Consider the following 17,004-nt stretch of genomic DNA (forward strand, 5'->3'; position numbering starts at 1 on the left):
GGTGGATTCCGTTGTGCGAGGACTATTGAAAAGTAAAAAAACTGTCCCGAATGGATCAGGACAGCTGACGTTAGTTTATTATTGAGCTGTATAACCGCCGTCAATGACTATTGCTTGACCAGTTACACCTTTTGCATTTTCACTTGAAAGGAATAGAGCATATTCAGCAATCTCGCTGACGTCAAGTAAACGTTTTTGAGGAATGAGAGGGTAAAGTACTTCACCTAATACATCCTCAACCGGGACGTTACGGGTTTTAGCCAAGTCTTCCATTTGACCGCGAACCAATGGGGTATCCACATATCCCGGACAAAGTGCGTTTACAGTGATGCCGTGTTCAGCACCTTCCAACGCAGCAACTTTCGTAAGTCCGATGACCCCATGTTTAGCGCTATTATAAGCAGCCTTACCAGCGAATCCAATGAGACCGTTGATGGAAGCGACATTAATGATACGTCCGAATCCTTGCTCTTTCATAATTGGGAATACGTTTTTGATTAAGATGAAAGGTGCGATCAACATGATCTTTTGCATCAATTCAAATTTCTCGGTTGGGAAATCCTCGATTGGTGACACGTGCTGTAAACCAGCATTGTTAATGACGATATGTACAGCTCCGAAACTTTCCTTCGCTGTTTTCACTAAGTTTTGAAGATCTTCCTCTTTAGTTACATCAGCTTTAACCCCAATTGCTTCAAAGCCTTCTTCTTTCAGAGATTCTGCAGATTGTTTCACCATTTCTTCATTGATGTCTGAAAGAACAACTTTAGCGCCGTTTTGGGCAAAGTGTTTCCCGATTTCAAATCCAATTCCCCGTGCTGAACCTGTAATCACCACTACTTTATTATCTACCACACTCAAAACCTCCCACAGATATAAAAGATATAATCTTATCTTATCATTTTATCTTGCCGGTAAACAAAAATACAAAACTGTCTTGCAACCATTCACTAAAAATTGTAAGATGAATTATTGTGAAAAAATGAGTAGGAGAAAATATGAAGAAACATTCAACTAAACAACACGGGGAATTGAAATTATTCCATTTAACCTGGCCGATATTTCTTGAAGTGTTCTTGTTTATGCTTATGGGACTCGCGGATGTATTTATGCTGAGTGCGCTGTCAGATGATGCGGTAGCAGGAGTAGGGTCAGCTAATCAGTATATTCATATAGCTATATTAATTCTTGAAGTTGTCGGTAACGGAGCGGCAATTGTAGTAGCTCAATATTTAGGTTCAAAAAGGGCAATGGAAGCTTCTAAGATCATTGCACTTGCTGTAACCATGAACCTTATTTTAGGTATTTTGATGAGTGGAATTTTCCTGGTTTTTTCTGATTATATGATGTCAACCATGAACCTTCAGGGAGAGGTCCTAACTTATGCTTCAAGCTACTTGGCCATCGTGGGCGGAGGGATTTTTTTACAGGCGATTATTAATGCTCTTGCTGCCACCATACGTGTCCACGGATGGACGAAGCAGACCATGTTGGTTTCCCTCGGTATGAATATTATTCACGTGGCAGGGAACTATGCGCTGATTTTCGGGCATTTCGGATTTCCTGAACTCGGTGTTCAAGGAGCGGCCATTTCATCAGTGGCGAGCCGCTTCACCGCTCTTTTAGTATTCTTTTGGCTGTTATATCAAGCAGTGGAGTATAAGATCGAGATTAGTTACTATCTTTCTCTATCAAAGGAATACATGGGTAAAATCGTTAAAATCGGTGTGCCTTCTGCCGCAGAACAAGTACTATATCAAGCATGCCAAATTGTATTTTTGTACTACACGACTTATATCGGTGCAGAAGCGCTGGCCGCGAGACAATATGCCTCAAATATATCGATGTTTACGTATTTGTTTGCTATCGCCATTGGAATGGGGACATCTATTATTGTCGGGCGTTTTGTCGGGGCAAGCAGGAAAGAGGAAGCCTACGTTCAGGTTTGGTCCAGTGTCCGCTCGGCAATGGTCTTTACAGTTATTATGGCCGGCCTTGTGACAGCGTTCCGGGAACAGTTAGTCAGCTTATTTACAGATGACCCTATCATTATTGCCATCGCTGCCTCGGTGCTTGTTTTGAGTGTATTATTGGAAACCGGCAGAACGATGAATATCGTTATCATTAACTCTTTAAGGGCAGCTGGTGATGCGAAATTCCCGGTTTACATTGGTCTCTTTTCAATGGTGCTGATGAGCCTCCCATTAGGTTACTTCTTAGTTTTCCATTTGGATATGGGGTTGGCAGGACTCTATGTGGCGTTTATAGCCGATGAATGGATCCGTGCCATCCTTGTTTACTTCAGGTGGAAAAGCAAAGTTTGGACGAAACACGCACTTATACCAGAACCCGCAACTGAAAGTCCAGCTGTATAATGCTCATAAGAATGCTCGCTTTTTATAAGCGGGTATTTTTTTATACTTATAACGCCAAAGAGAATCCGATTAGTAAAGAAATTACCGGGTATACTTTTAGAGTGGAAACAAAAGTGTTGACTAAAAGTAAGTACCTATACTATAATTACTTTGGATTCGAGATAGTTAGTTTCGAATAAATAAAGGAAAATTAGGAGGAAGAATACATGCTGAAAATCGGTATCGTTATCGGTAGTGTACGTCAAGGACGTAACGCTGAAGCAGTTTCTAAATATGTCCATGACTACGCAGTAAAACGCGGAGATGCAGAATATGAATTGGTGGACTTGGCAGACTACAACTTGCCACTATTAGGTTCAAAATATGCTGCTGCTGATGCAGAAGCACAAATCAAAGCTTGGTCCGACAAAATGGCTTCTTTCGATGGCTACATTTTCGTAACGCCAGAATACAACCACGCTGTAGGTGGAGCACTTAAAAATGCTCTTGACTACTTGAACCCAGAATTGAACAACAAAGCTGCTGGTTTCGTAGGATACGGAAGCCTTGGTGGTACTCGTGCACACGAAAACATGCGTTTGATCTTAGGTGAACTTCAAGTTGCTGACGTACGCACAGCAGTAACATTCTCACTCATGACTGACTTTGAAAACATGAGCGTATTTAAACCAGCTGAATATCACAATGCGAACATTGACACTATGCTTGATCAATTATTAGCATGGAGCGGCGCTCTAAAAACTGTCCGTTCATAATTTTTAAATCATAGAAGGGATGGAGCATCCATCCCTTCTTTTTTAAAATCACATTAGAAAAGTAGGTGAACTAAATGGGTCTTTTTGATAAACTTTTCGGCCGTAAAAAGGAACAGTCTGTACAACAGCAACCAGTTCAAAAAACGACAACAGCTCCTGTAACTCCTGCAGCTCCGAAAGAGGATTTACTTAAAATCGGAATCGTGGTCGGCAGTGTGCGTGAAGAGCGTAATGCAGCAGCCGTTTCGAAATGGATGTACGATTTTGCAAACAAACGTAATGATACAACAGTACAGTACGAACTTGTCGACCTCGAAGATTATAATCTTCCTCTACTTGGTTCTGAATTTGCAGAGCCTGATGCAGAAGGGCAAATCAAAGCTTGGTCACAAAAGATGGCGAGCTATGATGGCTACATCTTTGTAACACCAGAATATAATCATGCAACTGGTGGTGCACTAAAAAACGCTTTAGACTACTTAAAGCCTGAAGTTGAAAACAAACCAGCTGGTTTTGTCGGATATGGAAGCTTAGGCGGTGCACGTGCACACGAAAATCTTCGCCTAATCTTTGGTGAATTAGGTGTTGCAGACGTCCGTACGGCAGTAACTTTCTCACTTATGTCTGACTTTGAAAACATGAGTGAATTCAAGCCCGCTGATTATCACGCTGGCAACGCCGATCAAATGCTCGACCAACTCCTATCTTGGAGCCGTGCATTCAAAAAATTGCGTAAATAAGAAAGAAGGGAAGAGGAATGAACCTCAACCCTTCTTTTTTATTTGACATAGATTACCTTTGTTTTAGCGATGAAATCATGAATTGCCCGTTTATCATCTCTTAATACGACCATAAGGACGCTGACAATCACCAACACACCAAATGTTGCCCAATAAAGTATACCAGCTGCTAACGTACGAAGAAGCATGGTACCAATGCCGATTTTTCCTCCATCCATCCTGACAATCCGAACACCCACTATTCGTTTTCCGATGGTATAACCTGACCAAATAACCGGGACAATTAACAGATATAGCAAGTTTCCGATTGAAGTAATCGGTGTTTCTTCAGTCGTCCCGGTAAATAGATAGCTAACCAAAACTAACGGTAATCCAACGATTAGCCCATCAAGCAAGCCTGCACCTAAGCGGACCCAAAAACCAGCCGTGCGAACCTCCTCCATCACATCACTCCCTCTTTTTCGAACTTCAACATCCTTCGTCCATGGAAAAACGTTGTATACTATACATATGAGTATAAAAATGTAAGGAGTCATTATTCTACAATGAAAATCGTGTCTTGGAATGTAAACGGCCTACGGGCATGTGTAAATAAAGGATTTCTCAACTATTTCAATGAAGTGGACGCAGACATTTTTTGTGTTCAAGAAACAAAGCTTCAGGAAGGTCAAATAGAGCTTGAATTAGAAGGCTATCATCAGTATTGGAACTACGCGATTAAGAAAGGCTATTCGGGTACAGCTGTATTTACAAAAGAAAAGCCTAATTCCGTAAAATATGGTGTTGGTGATGCTGATCATCAAGACGAAGGAAGGATATTGACATTGGAATTTCCAGACTTCTATCTGGTAAATGTCTACACTCCGAATTCCCAAAGGGATTTAGCACGTCTTCCATACCGTCTCTCTTGGGAAGATGAGCTTCGTGGCTATTTGAAAGCATTAGATCGTATGAAACCAGTTATTCTTTGTGGTGACTTAAATGTGGCGCATCATGAGAGGGATTTAAAAAATGCCAAATCGAATGTAGGAAATTCAGGTTTTACAAGTGAGGAACGTGGGAAGATGACAGATCTATTAACAGATGGATTCACTGATACCTTCCGATACTTCCATCCGGAAACGGAAGGTGCCTACACATGGTGGTCTTATATGAATAAAGTAAGGGAGCGAAATATAGGATGGCGGATTGACTACTTCCTAACATCTGATCGAATACAGCCGTTTTTGCAACATGCAGGTATTCATCCACATGTAATGGGGAGTGATCATTGTCCGATTTGGCTCGAAGTGGATTTTTCAGCACTACCATTGAAACAGAAAGAATCTCTTCTTACAAACTGATTTTTAAGGAGGTGAGCAGCATGACAAATAAACGTTTGTCAGATAACGCAGCGTCTCATGCAAAGCCTATTTTTAGGAATGGCGATACTTTGCATGGGGAGTAATGAACCATCGCCTCATCGCTTTTCCTGAACGGGATTTGCACCTTATTTGAAAGAACTAAAAATAAGGAGCTGGCAAAGTTGACAACAGTAAAAGCACATACCGTATTACCGGATGCCCTCATAAGGGAAATTCAACTATATATCCAAGGGGAAACGATTTATATCCCGAAAAAGGATAGTTCACATGCGAAATGGGGATCCCAATCCGGAACCCGAAAACGATTAGACGAACGGAACGCTGCTATTCGGGCATCTTTTGAAAAGGGAAGAACCATTTTACAACTGGCCGATGAGTATTTTCTCTCCATCGAGTCCATAAAGAAAATCGTTTATAAAAAATAACTGAACTAAACAAAAGCACTGCTGCTAAACGCCGCAGTGCTTTTTGTGTTATTTGTTCAAGGTTTCAATAATACTTTAATACAACCGTCCTGCTTCGTATCAAATATTTCATACCCGCGCTTAGCATCCTCGAGCGGAATGACATGTGTAATGATATCGCCAGGGTCGATTTTTCCTTCGTCAATCATCTTATAAAGGAACGGCATATAGTGGATGACTGGTGCTTGTCCAGTCTTCAATGATACATTCCGTTCGAAAATATCGCCGAGAGGGAAGGCATTGTAGCGGGCCCCGTATACGCCCGTGACTTGGATGGTTCCACCTTTACGGACGGCTTGTGTCGCCAAAACAAGGGCTCCCATAGCACCGCCTTGAAGCTTTAAGCCAGAAGCCAATGACTCTAATGGCGTCATTTTGCCGCTCATCCCTACGCAATCAATGACAACATCAGCACCACCCTGTGTAATTTCTTTTAGATATTCCCCACAATGATCATGTGCTTCGAAGTTAACTATCTCTACTTTATTGTACTTATTTGCATGTTTTAGACGATAATCGATATAATCCACTGCAATGACTCTCTTTGCACCTTTAAGCCAAGCGAATTTTTGGGCTAATAAACCGACTGGTCCACAGCCCAATACAATCACAGTGTCACCGCTTTTCACCCCGGCATTATCAACACTCCAATAAGCGGTTGGTGCGACATCAGCCAGTAAAGCCAGTTTCTCATCTGGCACTTCACTCTTTTCGGGTATTAGGAATGAAGTGAAGTTTGCATAGGGTACCCTCAAGTATTCAGCTTGTCCTCCAGGGAATCCACCGGTCGTATCGGAGTACCCGAAATAAGCACCCATTTCACCATTATCATTGGAATTGTCACATTGGCTCTCTAAGTCATGTGTACAATACCAACAAGTTCCACAAGCGATGTTAAAGGGGATGATGACGCGGTCTCCTACTTTAACTTTTGTAACGTCTTGTCCGACTTCTTCCACTACACCCATCGGTTCGTGGCCAATTACGTAGTCTTTCCCTAAATTCGGAATCATCCCGTGGAGTAAATGCAAATCGGATCCGCAAATAGCGGTTGTGGTAACCCTGATGATCATATCGTCTGCTTTTTTGATTTTCGGGTCTTCAACTTTTTTCACTTCTACATTTTTAATTCCTTGGTAAGTTACTGCTTTCATAGTACGGTCTCCTCTTTTGGATCATTTCGGCGGGCTTGGGTAAATCCCTTTCCGGTTCGTATTTTCAGGGAATAGGTCCAGTCCAGCAATGTAAATGGCGTTCTCAGCAGAACGTAAATCCAACACCTTTTGACTTTCTAAGTCATATGGCTTCAGCCACTCTTTCCTCATCATCAGATCGCAGGTATCCGAATATAGCTCGATCATGACATTCAACTGTGCTTGGATCAGTTTCCTGATTGCGGGCGAGGCAGTCTCGGTCAAGGCGATTGAGAGATTGCGAATACCCGTCTTCGTGGTGATTAAAAACTCCATGGCTACTCCAGAGTCAGTTAATTCTGGCATGCCGACGGAGTTCATCGGATCTAAATAATCCATGGTACTCATATTGAAACCTCCTAATATTCCAGCTCGGTATTGCGATACAACTTAAGCATTCCATCTAAAGCAGGAGTGGATAGCTTAACATTCTTCTCAAGTAACGCTCTTAAGTCCTGATCAAACACGACACCTTGTAACAGCTTGGACTTCAGTAAACTCAAAGTCATAAAGTTGATCACCTCATGAAACTCCATCATTTCATGTAACGCCATTTTCTTTTCTAACATGCGTCCACCTCCTCTAACTCCCTAAAGGTTTCCCATTTAAAAATAAGGCTATTCACTAGAGGAGAATGCCAGTAAAGTATTAAAAAGTGAGCTCGGAATTGAATCCTTTTCTTTATCAATTACGTATTTGAGTAAAAGGATTGGGGAGTATAGCCAATGTGGATCATCGATATTATAGAAGTTCTCATTGAAGCGGTTTTTCGTAGGAAGAGTGAGAAGTATGAGGAAAAGTTCAAACCAAAAAGAACTCCAAAAGGTAAGAGAATAAGTTGAACAACTCAATCAAACCCTATGTAAAAAACAATTAAAGGTTGTTCTTTACATAGTTAATACTATAAAAGTGTTGTAAAATGAGAGCACTTACTATTTGGAGTGATCATAATGGAACCGTTTATCCGGAACGACCAATATAATTTCATTAAACGTCAAGTGCAAGGGTTAGTTAATGGTCATGCCTCTTCTAACGATACAAATGTGTTGAAAGCTTTAAAGTCACTAACTCAAGAAAAGGTTGATCAACTTTTTGAAGAGCTAACAGTTGAACAGAAGCAACTGTTGCAACCGGTCATCGAGATTCGCAATAAGGAACAGGCAGATGACTTTTTGCTGCAACTATCACCGTATCGCTTACCATTTAAAAGAGTTACAGAGCAAACGGCTAAGAAACTATTTCCGAAAGTTAAAAAGCTGAAGCTACCGAAATTAGAGGGAATAGATTTAACCACTGTTTCCTACTTGGGCTGGAATGATAGTGGAACAAACCGTAAATATCTCATTGTTGAAACAGAAGGGAAACTGAAGGGTTATTTCGGTCATTTTAAAAGCTCGAACAAGAAGGGGATGTGTACTATTTGTAACACATTCGGGGAATTGGGCCTCTTCACCGCTGAGATTAAAGGTTCTACGATGGATGCGTACATTAAGCGAGGAAATTATATTTGCTACGACAGTACCAAGTGTAATGAGAATTTGACGAAGGTTGAAAAGTTACAGAATTTCATACACCTGATCGACTAATGGCCAAGAGTGTAAACTCTGGGCCTTTTTATATAGAGGAAATGGAAAGTGCGTGTAGAAATAAATGTTAAGAAGAAAGGGGCATAATAGGATGGAAATGTTTTACCGATATAATTGGATGGTTCGGGAAGAGTGGTTCAAATGGTGTGAGAAAGTTCCCGAAGAAGAATTGTTGAAAGAGCGCACGGGCGGGGTAGGAGGGATTTTGCACACCTTATTCCATATCGTTGATGTGGAGTGGAGTTGGATTCAAATCATGAAAGGGGAGCCGGATTTTCAGGAAAGCTTCGATGACTATAGAACCTTAGCTTTAGTCCGTGACCTCAGTGCCAAATTTCATGATGATGTTAAGCCGTTCGTTCTAAATTGGACGAGTGAATTCGAGGAGAATGTTTTTGAAGAACAATTGTTTAACGGAGAGATTGAAAGAAGTACATGGGGCGAAATCATGAGGCATGTCATTGCCCACGAGATCCACCATATTGGACAGTTATCCATATGGTCCAGAGAGATCGGGGTCAAACCGGTATCGGCTAATTTACTTTGGCGGGATTTAGCATCATCTCAAATTGAGTAGATGTCTGATCGTATTAGAAGGAAGATAAGGAAAAGGCTGCCCGCTTGAGCAGCCTTATTTCAATTTTTTTGCATCCCGTTCCCAGCTTTTCAATGCAGGATAGGGATCGAAAGCCCATTCGGTGCGCCCGTTAAATTTGTATACGCCATAATGGAGATGAGGAGGGAATTTTCCCGATGTACCTTCTTTACCGTATCCAGAACTTCCAACAAACCCAATGACATCACCAGGTTCAACGATATCGCCCACTTTGATGCCTTCATTGTAATAGGCTAAATGGGCATAATAATGATAGGTATTGTGGTTGTCTCGGATTCCGATTCGCCAACCTCCGAATTTGTTCCAGCCCATCACTTCAACTATTCCATAAGATGCAGATAACACCGGCGTGCCATAACCGGCAAAAATGTCAGTTCCTTCATGAATTCTTCTTCCGCCCCAACCACGATTGGCTCCCCATGTTCCTCTATACGTATAGTTGTATTTTACTGATACAGGGAAAGCATGTTTGTCCAAATCGATGGTATTAAAATGCTTATACAAGGTAGCAATGGTCATGATTTGATTTACAACATTTTCGCTTTTATAAAAATCCCATAATGCCGATTCGAAGTCATCCTCCTCTGGACCATACCGACTTAAGTACGTAGCCATGGTGAAAAGAACGTCTTCGTCATTCTGTGCATCTGCTATTCCGTCTCCATTGCCATCCAATCCCGCCCCGCCAAAGTAGTCGATAGTAGCAGGAAATGAATCGTCGTATGAGGGGTTAAACGGACCCGCCCAATATTCGGGAGCAAACTGAAGTGCTACAACACTATCCTTTTTCGGAATATCTTTTCGTACTGCTTGTATATTCCGCTCATATTGATCGACTGCAGCAAGGAAGTACCATGGAACAAGCAGGTTTTCAAACTTAAAATAATAAGTCATACGTTGCTGGAGGACTTCATCATGTGAAGGGGCTTCATTCGCCAGTACAGGTTCAGCAAATAGAAGACTTATGAATAACAAACAAATCATCAATATACGCAACAATGAACTGAACCTCCTTTCTACAGTAGAATATCCCGAATAGAAAATTCCATGAGTCATTTGCATAGTTAGCCAAGTATTGGTCATTCTAAGGAAGCAAACAACAAAAGTGGGAGGAATTTAGGATGAATAACTTGTTTAAATTTGCAATGGTGCTCGTTTTGGCTGCATCCCTTACTGCCTGCGGTAACAATAACGATGACAATAACGACCAAAATAATGCTACAGATGATACGGTCAATAACGGCAATGTGAATGAGGGTACCAATACAACGGGAAATGATCAGAACAATGGCAACGACGGAATGAATGGCAACGACAATAATGACAATTTTTCTTTTTCTGATGAAGTTGCAGATAAAGTTGCAGCCATGGACGAGGTAGACAATGCAACTGTTGTCTTGATGGGAAACAACGCTTATGTTGCAGTTGGATTGAAACAAGGGACGAATGAGTCAGAAGATCTCACCAAGCGAATATCGGATGAAGTGAAAAATGTAGATGGAAACATCGATCAAGTGTATGTTTCGGCAAATCCGGATTTTCTAAAGGAAATCAACGACTATCGGACACAATACAATAACGGTCAACCGGTAGAAGGCTTTTTCAATGAAGTTACTGACGCAGTTCAACGAGTATTCCCGGATGCAAAATAATCATCCTTCAAAGGTGCCTGGGGCTAACCCGGCACCTTTTTTCAAGCAATGAAGTAGGTTGATATTGCGGATTATGATAGGATGAAATTGAATTAACCTTATATGAAGCGGGGGATCATCAAATGGAAAAACTACAGTCAGTAGAACAATTTAATCAATTAAAAAATGAGGATCGGGTAATTTTCATGTTCTCGGCAGACTGGTGCGGAGATTGCCGCTTCATTGAGCCGGTATTACCGACCATTGAAGCGAACTATCCGGAATATGATTTTGTCTTGATAGACCGTGATCAATTCATTGACCTTTGTGTTGAGTTAAATGTGTATGGAATTCCAAGCTTCATAGCGTACCATGAAGGTGAGGAAGTTGGCCGCTTTGTTAGTAAAGACCGCAAGACGCAGCAGGAAATCGAGTCGTTCATTGATGGTCTAACTGCATGAGCGGGTATGAAATGCTGGCAGATATTAAGAAACTGGACGAGGGGTATCGCGCGAGTTTGACATTAACGCTGGCCAGTTCTCCGGAAGATGTCTGGAATATGTTCATAGATAATGAGAAATTGAAGAAATGGTTTGACGAGCTACAGATGTTGGATCCAAAAGAAGGCGGTACGATCCGTTTCAACAAGGGAGACGGAACGTTTGAGGACTTGGGAATTCACGAATTTGAAGAGCAATCGGTTCTGGCATTTGACTGGTTTGGGGAACTAGTAAAGTTCCATTTAACTTCAGATCAGGCGAACACTCTTCTGAACTTCACAGAGGAATTCCGGACAATTACTGATCAGACAGCTAAAGATATTGCGGGCTGGCACGTATGTCTGCTTGTTATTGAAGGCTTGTTGGACGGACCGAAAGTGGAGAATAGAATGAGCGTTTGGCAGCCATTGTATGAAAAATATAAAAAGCAGTTAGCTGCATTAAGGGAATAGACTAAATCCATAGAAAAGATTGCTATACACCGCATTTTGAAGTGACCCCATAAAGTTAGACACGGATATTTAATTAGGCAACTTGGTGGGCAAGAATTCGGTATTGAACCGGACTCTTGCCTTTTAATTTTGTCTTGATTCGTTTGTGGTTATAGTAATCGATGTAGTTTTCTAATTCCTTAATGAAATGCTCAACACTATCAAACTCTTTCAAATAAAGAAACTCTGATTTTAAAATACCAAAAAAACTTTCCATCACTGCGTTATCGTAACAGTTTCCCTTACGGGACATGCTTTGTGTAATACCGCGTGCTTTCAATGCATGTTGGTACTTCTTCATTTGATAATGCCAACCCTGATCGGAATGAATCATTAGCTCATCCTCATCCTTAATGCGTTCAAATGCCTGGTCCAACATGGTGGACACAAGCGAATAGGTGGGCCGTCGGCCGATGGTGTATGTGATAATCTCTCCATTATATAGATCTAACATAGGTGAGAGATAAAGCTTTTCCCCAAATAACTTGAACTCAGTAATGTCCGTAACCCACTTCTCATTCGGTTTATCCGTTTTGAAATTACGTTCCAATACATTCGGAGCCACCTTTCCGACAGTTCCTTTATACGAACGATACTTCTTCATACGCACTAAGCATTTCAATCCTAATTCCTTCATGATCCGTTGCACCTTCTTGTGGTTTACAACGTACCCACGATTCTTCAGCTCATCCCGAATTCGACGATATCCATAACGACCTTGATGTTCATCATAAATTAATCGGATCAATGCTTTCAGTTCTGCATCTCTATCTGGACGGCCAAAGTTCTTCACCCAGTAAAAGTAAGTGCTTCTTGGAACGCCAGCCAGCTTTAAAAGGGCTTTCACCTGAAATTCGTGCCTTAGTTCATAGACTACTTGCGCTTTGTCTTGTTTTGTGATTTTTCCTTGTTTTGAACTAAGGCATTCAACTTTTTTAAATAGGCATTTTCCATTCGCAAACGTTCGACTTCGGCCTGTAAGGCCTCCATCGAGCCTTCAGCTTGTACTTCTTCCTTCATTACTTTCGGATTGTCTTTTGACATGGAATATCGCCCCTTTTTCTTAGGTTGTAGGGCGTCAATTCCTCCTGTTTCTAACTGATTTCTCCAAACGGTCAGAGTAGAAGATGAAGGGATGTTGAAAATAGCAGCTGTTTCCCTTAAAGACGTCCCGTAATCGTTCATATAATTAAGTACGTCTAGTTTAAACTCTATCGTATAGGAAGTATAGGATTTTCTAAATGCTTCTTCTCCGTGATGTTCATACAGTTTTACCCACTCAATCACCGAACTCTTTTCAATTCCAATCGATTGAGCAATAGACTCATAACCCTCTACTCCGCTTAAATATCGATTTACTACATCCAACTTTTCTTCAAACGTAAATCTGGCCATAGAAAAACTGCACCTCCAATTGTTAGTTGTGTCTAACAATTGGGGTGCAGTTCAATTTTTGCGGTGTTTTTTTGTATTTTAGTTAGGAGTTTCTTGATATTGTTGGATACTTTTTGTCAAAGCTGTACGTATCAAAGTATGTTAGAAGGTTTGGCCAATGAAGCAAATATATAAAATCAGTGTTCTGCATGTGGTTCTGTTATCTATGACGGTAATTGGTTTGAAAAATCATGTGAGTATCATTCCGCCACTAATAGATACGGTAAAACGAGATGCTTGGATGTCTGTATTGTTGAGTGCGGCAATTATTTTCCCTTGGCTGTTTTTATTGGTATACCTTCAAAAAGCGTCTCAACGGAAAAGTATGAGAAATTGGCTGGAAGAGGGAATCGGAAAGACAGGCACAAATGTACTTTTGACAATTATAGCTTTCTATCTGATTTTAATGGCCGCTTTTACCATGGTCGAAACAATACAATGGGTAAACACTATGTTCTTGCCGAGGAGTTCTTTTCTACTTTTACTTATAATCTTTATAATTCTTTGCATCCTATTAGCGATGACGAATATTCAAACGATTGTCATCCTTAATGTTTTCGTTTTGTTTTTTGTCGTTGTTTTCGGCTTCTTCGTTGCCTTCGTTAATATTCAAGTGAAAGATTATGAATTGTTAAGGCCATTTTTAGAGCATGGATTCCATCCTGTTGTAAAAGGTTTTGTATTTCCTGCATCTGGATTAACCGAGCTATTAATGTTTTTATTCATCCAGGATCAGATTAAGAAGCCGATCAAATGGTTTCATTTTGTTATTATGCTGATAATCTTAGTAGGTCTTACGATGGGCCCCCTGATAGGTGCAATTACCGAATTCGGTCCAACCGAAGCTGCTAAGCTTTTATACCCTGCATATGAGGAATGGGGATTAGTTTCGATTGGCAGATTTATTGAGCACATGGACTTTTTCTCAATTTATCAATGGCTAACGGGAACATTTATACGAGTAGGGTTTATCTTATATGTCGTATCGCAATTGCTTGTTCGTAGAAGGAAAAAATCTGTGTGGATCCTGATCTCTCCGCTATTCTTTTTTTGCTGTATATTACTATCCCGTTTAGATGACAGTCAATTCGTTGAGTTTAAAGGGGGAGCCTTTTTAATCAGTACATTTCTTTTCTTTTTTATTTTGTCTTTTGTATTTCTCTTCATCTCAATCTTTACAAGGAAAAAGAAAACTAAGGCTTCACATATGGGAGAGGAATTGTAATGGCTTTAAAAGACTCACTTAATTTAGAAGTGTTAAAGGAACTGTTCGAAAAAAATGCCGATGTCCAATTTCAAGAATATACCTTCAATCACTATAAGGTACATATTATTTCGTGTGATCAAATGGTTGACGTCCAATTGTTAAACGAGGTAGTGATCCATAGAGTACAGGAAGTCTGTAGCGAAATTGACGGAAGTGACTTCGAGTCCACCTTGCTTAAAAAGCTGCACATTCCTGATCTGCAAAAGATAGATGAAAAAGAGGAATTGATCAAGCAGGTTTTTAAAGGTTCGGTTTTACTCTATTTTGAAGAGCAAAATGTCCTTCTGTCCTCTAACTTGTCCAATCAGCCGAATCGTAATCCGGAAGAATCTCGCATGGAAATGATCGTAAAAGGTTCACGGGATAATTTTATCGAAGATGTGACTGTGAATATTGCCCTAATACGGAAGAGGGCTCCGACTAATTCATTGGCAGTAGAAAAGATGGAGTTAGGTAAACGTACAAAAACAACCGTTGCCATTCTCTATTTTGACGATATTGCAAATAAGGAAATCCTCGAGGAGATAAAAGGGCGAATAGATAAAATCGATATTGATATTGTCTTCAGTGGTGAATTATTGATGGAAAAAGTCAATAAATTCGCCCCGATCCTTCCAAGGAATGATTACACAGGTAGAGCGGATTATGCTTTACAGGCCTTGGTCAGAGGACGATTCATCATATTAGTAGATGGGGTATCCTATGCCATCATTACTCCTGTGAACCTATTCCTTCTGTTAAAATCCGGTGAGGACATTGAATATCCTGTTGTTTATTCTTCAATGGAACGATTACTACGTATATCGGGTTTAATGATCGGTTTACTCTTGCCGGCTTTTTGGCTGGCACTTACAACTTTCCATCAAAATCAATTGCCCTTTCAGTTGTTGGCTACAGTCGTTCAAACAAACACAGGTACACCGTTTCCTTCTGTCCTTGAAATGATCTTGATGCTATTCATGTTTGAACTCTTCCGGGAAGCAGGCTTACGACTCCCCTCTGTATTAGGGGGGACAATTAGCGTGGTTGGGGGATTAATAATTGGGGATGCCGCTATCCGGGCAGGAATAACAAGTCCTTCCATGATTGTAGTGATTGCAATTTCTACAATTTCTACTTTTACATTAGTCAATCAATCATTAGTAACTTCCATCAGCATTCTTCGGATCATTTTCATCTTGGTCACTTCTTTGCTCGGTCTGTTTGGATTCTTTCTGGTACTTTACTTCACTCTTTTATATGTTGCGAACATCCGGATATTTGGAGTTCCTTATTTTAATATCTCGGCCAATTTGAGCTGGGCAACAGTCAAAAAGTCATTGTTTAGAATGAAACCTAGTCAATATAAGGAGCGGCCAAAGGAGTTAGATCCTCAAGACAGGACGAGGACTGGAGCTGATTATGATTCATAGGATTGGATTAGCTTTTTTATTGCTTTGCTTATTGCCTATTTTAACAAGTTGCTGGGATCTCAATGAACCAAATCGTATGCTTTATGTGTATGGCATGGGAATTGACTATAAAAACGACAAATATGAGATTTACGTACAACTGATAGACTTTGCAAACATTGCAAGAAGTGAACAGCCCAACCCCGAAGCCGTTCAGACGGAAATCGGCCGCGGAACAGGAGAATCGATCGATCAAGCGATTTTTAACTTATATGAAACAACAGATATTAAAATGTTTTGGGGACATCTAACGTATATCGTATTTTCTGAAGAATCTTTGAAGAAGGAGAAGGCAAATACGGTTATTGATAAATTACTCCGTTACTATGAAACGAGATATCAAATTTGGGTTTATACCACAAAAGAGTCGGTGCAAGAAATACTACTGCTGAATCCGATCTTTAATAAATCCATGTCCATTTACAGGTTGGCGGATCCGTACAACTCATTCGATCAAAACTCGCTTGTCGAACCCATGGATTTACGAAAATTGATCATTGGCCTGGATGAACCGGGTCATGAGGTCGTAGTTCCGAATGTAAAGATCGAAGAAAATTGGAAAACAGAAGATGAAGGGGACAAAGCTCCAAAGATAGGAAGTGTGAGTATCCTGAGTCCAAATGGTATTAGAGGTTCCTTTGAGAAAGATGAAATAAGAGGGCTTCGGTGGATATCCGATGAAACTAAAAGAGGGGATATCTCGGTAGAGACTGATTCCGGACTATTAACTATACTTCTTAACAAACCGAAAATAGACATTAAACCAATTGTTAAAGGAAAAGACATTACATTTAATATTAAGGTAAAGGCTAATGCCACTGTCAGTAGTCTCGAGAGCAGTGTCTCAGATCAAGAAGTCATAGATCGGGCAAAAAAGAAGATAGAATCAGAAATAAAAAGTACGTTTGCTACGGCCCTCGAAAAAGATGTCGATATCTACCGGTTGTCCGAAGTTTTATATCGAGATCATGTGAAGGTATGGAAGGACATTCAGAAAGACGGGAAAATCCCTTTAAGTAAAGACTCCATAAACACTATTACTGTGGAAATTGAAAAAGTTATTTCGAGTCGAAAAGAAAATGTTAAAACCATTCGATAACAAACAAAAAAGGGCATTCATCCATGTGGAGAATGCCC

The 17,004-nt window shown here is 40.5% G+C and carries 20 protein-coding genes; 13 read left to right on the forward strand and 7 right to left on the reverse strand.

Annotated elements, in window-relative coordinates:
* Positions 1–78: 78 nt before the first annotated feature.
* Positions 79–855: a 3-hydroxybutyrate dehydrogenase gene (locus tag ACFOZY_RS07865; protein WP_378154061.1), complete on the reverse strand. Its 777-nt coding sequence runs from the start codon at positions 853–855 to the stop codon at positions 79–81.
* A 143-nt stretch (positions 856–998) separates the two neighbouring features.
* Between ACFOZY_RS07865 and ACFOZY_RS07870 the strand changes: the two genes are divergently transcribed.
* From ACFOZY_RS07870 to ACFOZY_RS07880, 3 genes are all read left to right on the forward strand, one after another.
* Positions 999–2,375 (forward strand): MATE family efflux transporter, encoded by a 1,377-nt coding sequence (locus tag ACFOZY_RS07870; RefSeq protein ID WP_378154063.1) that lies wholly within the window; start codon positions 999–1,001, stop codon positions 2,373–2,375.
* Positions 2,376–2,581: 206 nt separating this feature from the next.
* The gene (locus tag ACFOZY_RS07875; RefSeq protein ID WP_378154065.1) at positions 2,582–3,130 is read left to right on the forward strand and encodes an NADPH-dependent FMN reductase; all 549 of its coding nucleotides are present in this window, start codon (positions 2,582–2,584) and stop codon (positions 3,128–3,130) included.
* 74 nt (positions 3,131–3,204) lie between these two features.
* Positions 3,205–3,870 carry an NADPH-dependent FMN reductase gene (locus ACFOZY_RS07880; RefSeq protein ID WP_378154067.1) on the forward strand — a complete coding sequence of 222 codons (666 nt, stop codon included), beginning with the start codon at positions 3,205–3,207 and terminating at the stop codon, positions 3,868–3,870.
* Between the two features lie 38 nt (positions 3,871–3,908).
* Here ACFOZY_RS07880 and ACFOZY_RS07885 read toward each other — a convergent pair whose 3' ends face one another.
* Positions 3,909–4,313 carry an RDD family protein gene (locus ACFOZY_RS07885; protein ID WP_378154070.1) on the reverse strand — a complete coding sequence of 135 codons (405 nt, stop codon included), beginning with the start codon at positions 4,311–4,313 and terminating at the stop codon, positions 3,909–3,911.
* A gap of 102 nt (positions 4,314–4,415) precedes the next feature.
* On the opposite strand from ACFOZY_RS07885, the gene ACFOZY_RS07890 reads away from it, so the two are divergent.
* Both ACFOZY_RS07890 and ACFOZY_RS07895 read left to right on the forward strand, forming a co-directional pair.
* Positions 4,416–5,213, forward strand: coding sequence for an exodeoxyribonuclease III (locus ACFOZY_RS07890; protein WP_378154074.1), 798 nt, complete (start codon positions 4,416–4,418; stop codon positions 5,211–5,213).
* A gap of 182 nt (positions 5,214–5,395) precedes the next feature.
* Positions 5,396–5,659: a CD3324 family protein gene (locus ACFOZY_RS07895; protein ID WP_378154076.1), complete on the forward strand. Its 264-nt coding sequence runs from the start codon at positions 5,396–5,398 to the stop codon at positions 5,657–5,659.
* 56 nt (positions 5,660–5,715) lie between these two features.
* On the opposite strand, the gene ACFOZY_RS07900 is transcribed toward ACFOZY_RS07895, so the two are convergent.
* Genes ACFOZY_RS07900 through ACFOZY_RS07910 form a run of 3 tightly spaced genes read right to left on the reverse strand, consistent with a single transcriptional unit; the run spans position 5,716 to position 7,460 of the window.
* Positions 5,716–6,852, reverse strand: coding sequence for a zinc-dependent alcohol dehydrogenase (locus ACFOZY_RS07900; RefSeq protein WP_378154078.1), 1,137 nt, complete (start codon positions 6,850–6,852; stop codon positions 5,716–5,718).
* A 21-nt stretch (positions 6,853–6,873) separates the two neighbouring features.
* Positions 6,874–7,239, reverse strand: coding sequence for a spore coat protein (locus ACFOZY_RS07905; RefSeq protein ID WP_378154080.1), 366 nt, complete (start codon positions 7,237–7,239; stop codon positions 6,874–6,876).
* 11 nt (positions 7,240–7,250) lie between these two features.
* On the reverse strand, positions 7,251–7,460 hold the full coding sequence (locus ACFOZY_RS07910; protein ID WP_378154081.1) for a hypothetical protein: 210 nt from the start codon (positions 7,458–7,460) through the stop codon (positions 7,251–7,253).
* Between the two features lie 381 nt (positions 7,461–7,841).
* Between ACFOZY_RS07910 and ACFOZY_RS07915 the strand changes: the two genes are divergently transcribed.
* Both ACFOZY_RS07915 and ACFOZY_RS07920 read left to right on the forward strand, forming a co-directional pair.
* Entirely contained in the window at positions 7,842–8,477 is a 636-nt protein-coding gene (locus ACFOZY_RS07915; protein WP_378154082.1) for a FusB/FusC family EF-G-binding protein, read from the forward strand.
* Positions 8,478–8,568: 91 nt separating this feature from the next.
* Complete coding sequence (locus ACFOZY_RS07920) at positions 8,569–9,054, forward strand: DinB family protein (RefSeq protein WP_378154084.1); 486 nt, start codon at positions 8,569–8,571, stop codon at positions 9,052–9,054.
* 54 nt (positions 9,055–9,108) lie between these two features.
* Here the strand turns inward: ACFOZY_RS07920 and ACFOZY_RS07925 are convergent, their stop codons facing one another.
* Positions 9,109–10,092, reverse strand: a complete 984-nt coding sequence (locus ACFOZY_RS07925) for a M23 family metallopeptidase (protein WP_378154086.1) — start codon at positions 10,090–10,092, stop codon at positions 9,109–9,111.
* A gap of 122 nt (positions 10,093–10,214) precedes the next feature.
* On the opposite strand from ACFOZY_RS07925, the gene ACFOZY_RS07930 reads away from it, so the two are divergent.
* The 3 genes from ACFOZY_RS07930 (at position 10,215) to ACFOZY_RS07940 (ending at position 11,676) form a co-directional block, all read left to right on the forward strand.
* Positions 10,215–10,745, forward strand: a complete 531-nt coding sequence (locus ACFOZY_RS07930) for a YhcN/YlaJ family sporulation lipoprotein (RefSeq protein ID WP_378154088.1) — start codon at positions 10,215–10,217, stop codon at positions 10,743–10,745.
* 122 nt (positions 10,746–10,867) lie between these two features.
* The gene (locus ACFOZY_RS07935; protein WP_378154090.1) at positions 10,868–11,185 is read left to right on the forward strand and encodes a thioredoxin family protein; all 318 of its coding nucleotides are present in this window, start codon (positions 10,868–10,870) and stop codon (positions 11,183–11,185) included.
* Complete coding sequence (locus ACFOZY_RS07940; RefSeq protein WP_378154092.1) at positions 11,182–11,676, forward strand: SRPBCC domain-containing protein; 495 nt, start codon at positions 11,182–11,184, stop codon at positions 11,674–11,676. Before ACFOZY_RS07935 ends, ACFOZY_RS07940 begins: the two co-directional genes overlap by 4 nt.
* 73 nt (positions 11,677–11,749) lie before the next feature.
* On the opposite strand, the gene ACFOZY_RS07945 is transcribed toward ACFOZY_RS07940, so the two are convergent.
* Positions 11,750–13,110, reverse strand: a protein-coding gene (locus ACFOZY_RS07945; RefSeq protein ID WP_378154094.1) for an IS3 family transposase whose coding sequence is annotated in 2 segments (ribosomal slippage) — positions 11,750–12,654 and positions 12,654–13,110 — 1,362 coding nt in all. Because the reading frame shifts where the segments join, the coding sequence is not laid out codon by codon here.
* A gap of 157 nt (positions 13,111–13,267) precedes the next feature.
* Here ACFOZY_RS07945 and ACFOZY_RS07950 point away from each other — a divergent pair.
* From ACFOZY_RS07950 to ACFOZY_RS07960, 3 genes are read left to right on the forward strand one after another with little or no spacing between them, the layout of a single operon-like run.
* A complete protein-coding gene (locus tag ACFOZY_RS07950) occupies positions 13,268–14,374 on the forward strand; it encodes an endospore germination permease (protein WP_378154097.1) in 1,107 nt (368 codons plus the stop codon).
* Positions 14,374–15,828, forward strand: a complete 1,455-nt coding sequence (locus ACFOZY_RS07955; protein WP_378154099.1) for a spore germination protein — start codon at positions 14,374–14,376, stop codon at positions 15,826–15,828. The genes ACFOZY_RS07950 and ACFOZY_RS07955 overlap by 1 nt, the downstream gene beginning before the upstream one ends.
* A complete protein-coding gene (locus tag ACFOZY_RS07960; protein ID WP_378154101.1) occupies positions 15,818–16,966 on the forward strand; it encodes a Ger(x)C family spore germination protein in 1,149 nt (382 codons plus the stop codon). Before ACFOZY_RS07955 ends, ACFOZY_RS07960 begins: the two co-directional genes overlap by 11 nt.
* Positions 16,967–17,004 lie beyond the last annotated feature (38 nt).

Origin of the sequence: Chungangia koreensis, from assembly GCF_042651785.1 — a bacterium.
GTDB lineage: Bacteria > Bacillota > Bacilli > Bacillales_A > Planococcaceae > Chungangia > Chungangia koreensis.

Excerpts from the sequence above, each read along its gene's own strand:
- ACFOZY_RS07870 (WP_378154063.1), top strand. The coding sequence starts at position 999 with ATGAAGAAACATTCAACTAAACAACACGGGGAATTGAAATTATTCCAT.
- ACFOZY_RS07875 (WP_378154065.1), top strand. The coding sequence starts at position 2,582 with ATGCTGAAAATCGGTATCGTTATCGGTAGTGTACGTCAAGGACGTAAC.
- ACFOZY_RS07880 (WP_378154067.1), top strand. The coding sequence starts at position 3,205 with ATGGGTCTTTTTGATAAACTTTTCGGCCGTAAAAAGGAACAGTCTGTA.
- ACFOZY_RS07885 (WP_378154070.1), bottom strand. The coding sequence starts at position 4,313 with ATGGAGGAGGTTCGCACGGCTGGTTTTTGGGTCCGCTTAGGTGCAGGC.
- ACFOZY_RS07890 (WP_378154074.1), top strand. The coding sequence starts at position 4,416 with ATGAAAATCGTGTCTTGGAATGTAAACGGCCTACGGGCATGTGTAAAT.
- ACFOZY_RS07900 (WP_378154078.1), bottom strand. The coding sequence starts at position 6,852 with ATGAAAGCAGTAACTTACCAAGGAATTAAAAATGTAGAAGTGAAAAAA.
- ACFOZY_RS07905 (WP_378154080.1), bottom strand. The coding sequence starts at position 7,239 with ATGAGTACCATGGATTATTTAGATCCGATGAACTCCGTCGGCATGCCA.
- ACFOZY_RS07910 (WP_378154081.1), bottom strand. The coding sequence starts at position 7,460 with ATGTTAGAAAAGAAAATGGCGTTACATGAAATGATGGAGTTTCATGAG.
- ACFOZY_RS07915 (WP_378154082.1), top strand. The coding sequence starts at position 7,842 with ATGGAACCGTTTATCCGGAACGACCAATATAATTTCATTAAACGTCAA.
- ACFOZY_RS07920 (WP_378154084.1), top strand. The coding sequence starts at position 8,569 with ATGGAAATGTTTTACCGATATAATTGGATGGTTCGGGAAGAGTGGTTC.
- ACFOZY_RS07930 (WP_378154088.1), top strand. The coding sequence starts at position 10,215 with ATGAATAACTTGTTTAAATTTGCAATGGTGCTCGTTTTGGCTGCATCC.
- ACFOZY_RS07935 (WP_378154090.1), top strand. The coding sequence starts at position 10,868 with ATGGAAAAACTACAGTCAGTAGAACAATTTAATCAATTAAAAAATGAG.
- ACFOZY_RS07940 (WP_378154092.1), top strand. The coding sequence starts at position 11,182 with ATGAGCGGGTATGAAATGCTGGCAGATATTAAGAAACTGGACGAGGGG.
- ACFOZY_RS07950 (WP_378154097.1), top strand. The coding sequence starts at position 13,268 with ATGAAGCAAATATATAAAATCAGTGTTCTGCATGTGGTTCTGTTATCT.
- ACFOZY_RS07955 (WP_378154099.1), top strand. The coding sequence starts at position 14,374 with ATGGCTTTAAAAGACTCACTTAATTTAGAAGTGTTAAAGGAACTGTTC.
- ACFOZY_RS07960 (WP_378154101.1), top strand. The coding sequence starts at position 15,818 with ATGATTCATAGGATTGGATTAGCTTTTTTATTGCTTTGCTTATTGCCT.